This window comes from Caballeronia arationis (assembly GCF_001544975.2).
Classification (GTDB): Bacteria; Pseudomonadota; Gammaproteobacteria; order Burkholderiales; family Burkholderiaceae; genus Caballeronia; species Caballeronia arationis.
Window position 1 is genome coordinate 1 of record NZ_FCOG02000323.1, and the last position, 2,922, is coordinate 2,922.

Genomic DNA, 2,922 nt, shown 5'->3' on the forward strand with positions numbered 1-2,922 from the left:
ACAAGCAACATTCTCAGCTAAACCGCCACCGCCTTCAAATCCCTGCCTCACCCGAACACCAGTTCCGACCATAACTCCCGGCAGGTTGCAGTGAAGCACTTCTGCCGAAGCGAGCCGCCCCATTGGCCCCGACCGCTCTGCAATATCTCTGGATGGAAAACTCAGTCGTAGATGACGCAGGCCCGTGGTCACCTCGACTTGGTTGCTAGTCGATGAAGGCACGCTCAATCCATTAATGAATGCCACCCCCAGTGCGGTGTTCTGGCTCGTGCTGACTGATAGACGCCCTGCAGATACACATCCGTGCGTTTGGAGAGGCTGTAACGCCCGGTCAAGCTCATAAATCCGCCTCGCGTGGGTCGAGCGACACTTTCGCCGCACTGCGTTTGTGAGAAAACACCGCAGATCGCGTAGCCTCGCTTTCGCCCGACGATGCGGCGATTCATTTCGACGCGCAGGTGCTGGGACGAAATTGTCCCAGCGCACCGCCCGTAAACCCTCAACGTTGCGCCGTGGACAACTCCACGATCATTTCACCGGCGATCCGCCACGCAGCACCTGAATCGCCGTGGCCGACACGAACTCGGCCCGCACGGTGTCGCCGGCCTTCAGTCCTTCGAGCGAGACATCAGGCGCAAGCTGGAAGACTTCGGTGCGGCTCGGTCCGCGCAGCGTGATCAGGCGCTTCTTCGCGTCTATCTTCTGGATCGTCGCGAGGATTTGCACGCTGCGGGCCGTCGCAGTGACGCCGCCCGAAGCAGGAATCGTCGCTTCGGTGTCGACTCGTTCGCGAATCCCCGTTGATTTCACCTTTGTCGCGCGCACGAGAAGCGCGTTCCGATATTGGATGTTGACGGTGTCGCCAATCTGCAGTTTCTTCACATCGCCGACTTCGGGATTGACCGCGACCTCGACGATGCGGCCCTGCGGGCCCTGCAGCGCCACGCTGTTAGTCGCCGGATCGATGCCGACTACATGCGCCTGAGCTTCGGCGACAGTAGCGGCGCCCAGCGCGTCGTCCCCCGCGCCTGATGCCGCGTTCTGCGCGGTGGCCGTATCAGCGAACGCCATCGCAGCGATGGCGGTTGCGCGCACCAGACCAATTCTGAGAACGCGCGATTGACCTTTAGGTGACATGCGATGCTCCTTTCGTGAGTGAGAAGACGGACGGCCGACGCGGCTAGCGACGAGATTTGGAAAGCAAATGTCCCAGACCGAGCTTGGTCGCAATCTGCCAGATGTAGACGCGCGAGAAGCGCACGCCATATCGTTGTTCAATAAGCCCGCGCAGACGCGCGTTGGTCCAAGCGTCGCTTTCGAAGCCATGGGCACGCGCCGAACCTTGCAGTGTCAAGGCGATCCATTCAAGCGCCTCCTGGTCGAGGACCGATGAGCGGCCGCCGACGCTCATCTTTTGCAGCGCTGCAAGCCCGCCCGCCTTCACGGTGGCCTGATAGCGCCTTACGGTTTGATTGGAGAGATGCAGCCGCTCGGCGACCGCGTCCACCGATGCGCCGTCAAGTAGCATCTGCCCGGCGGTCATCCGGCGCACGACACTCGGGAGTTTTTCTGTTCGGGAGAGCATCTGCACATCTGTCGTTGTGATAGCAGGAACGCGGCCGTCGCCGTCGCGGCGGCGAACGCCGCTATTGCTGCGTTCGTGGAAAGCGCCATCCGCTTCCGGTGCGGGACCTCGAACTTCATTACGCATAGGAATACAAGATTTTCATCGAATTCTGGTAAAAAACACGGAAATTCATTACGACCTTAGCTTCCGACTGCCGCTGCGTTGAGTCAGGCATACATGCTCCGGACAGGGCCGAAGAAGCTGCCCCAGCTTGCGGGGGCCAGTCAGCTCGGCCACATTGCCGGTGTCGACCGGTCACATTCATCGATGATTCTCTTGGCGCAACCACTCGACATTCAAATGCTTAAGGGGGAAACCTTGGTTCCTTCAAGCGACAAATTGCCCATCAGCCCAGCATTTGTCAGGGCGATGACTTGAACCGGCGCCGTCGCTGACGTCGTGTCGATCAAGCCGTTGGCGCCCACTTTTACTACGGCGACTGAAGCATCGGCACCCGCCGTCCATCCCTTTGATTGCCGAAACTGATTTAACGCATCCTGGGTCAGGAAGAGAAAGACAAGTGCCTTCGATTGCGCACCCGCCAAGAAACCAAATGCTGCCGAAACTGTGCTGTAGTAGCCGACCGACGTCCCGCCTACACGTAACGCGCCCTCGCCATATTGACCACCGACGACAAAGCCGACCTCCACCACGGATGGAAACACAAGCATTCCTTGAGATTTGGCGACAAGTTCGCGCGAACCTGGCACGGCCGAATATACGCGCGAGATTGTGCCGTCAACACTCGCGTCGATCGACTGACGCTTCGACATATCGGTGGCAGCCGTTGGCGCTTGATCCCTCGTCATCGTACATCCGGCTAGTCCCAATGCCGTAATCGAGAACGAAGCCGTTGCGCTACACATAAAAGCTCTTCTTTGCATGATGTGCTCCACGAGGCCGCTAACTCCCTCCGAGTCGCCCACTGACCGAGGAGTCCGTTAACGAGTTGAGATTTGGGGCGTAGTAAGACAGTAGTCTGCGTCGTCCGTTTCCAATTGTGAGCCATTTGAGCTGCTTTCCAACATGGGCCAGGTGCTTTCGACGCACTGCAGTTTCATCGACGAATCCTGTTCACGAGCGCAAATCAAGGCTTCACCGGTGCCCACGATCCGTCCGGATCGAACCATGTGATCCGGCCCACTATGCGCGCGGTCTCCGGGCCGAAGTTCTTCTGATAAAGCTTCCCCTCGTCGTTGACGAGGAATGTCATCACACCCGTCGCGCTCGTAGCTCTTGCGGCCGCCATTCGCGTGCGCGCCTTGCGCCGTGAGAATCCGATAGTGATAGCCGTG

3 protein-coding genes and 1 pseudogene are annotated in these 2,922 nt (G+C 59.1%); all 4 read right to left on the reverse strand.

Translation table 11 applies throughout. The features are described 5' to 3' along the window. Positions 1-528: 528 nt before the first annotated feature. On the reverse strand, positions 529-1,137 hold the full coding sequence (locus tag AWB81_RS41615) for a copper-binding protein (protein WP_062644315.1): 609 nt from the start codon (positions 1,135-1,137) through the stop codon (positions 529-531). Between the two features lie 43 nt (positions 1,138-1,180). Further along, positions 1,181-1,711: a helix-turn-helix domain-containing protein gene (locus AWB81_RS41620; protein WP_235026212.1), complete on the reverse strand. Its 531-nt coding sequence runs from the start codon at positions 1,709-1,711 to the stop codon at positions 1,181-1,183. A gap of 212 nt (positions 1,712-1,923) precedes the next feature. After that, a complete protein-coding gene (locus tag AWB81_RS41625) occupies positions 1,924-2,511 on the reverse strand; it encodes a BPSL1445 family SYLF domain-containing lipoprotein (protein WP_062644317.1) in 588 nt (195 codons plus the stop codon). Between the two features lie 203 nt (positions 2,512-2,714). Further along, positions 2,715-2,922, reverse strand: a pseudogene (locus AWB81_RS45500) (DUF2950 family protein); the annotation flags it as partial.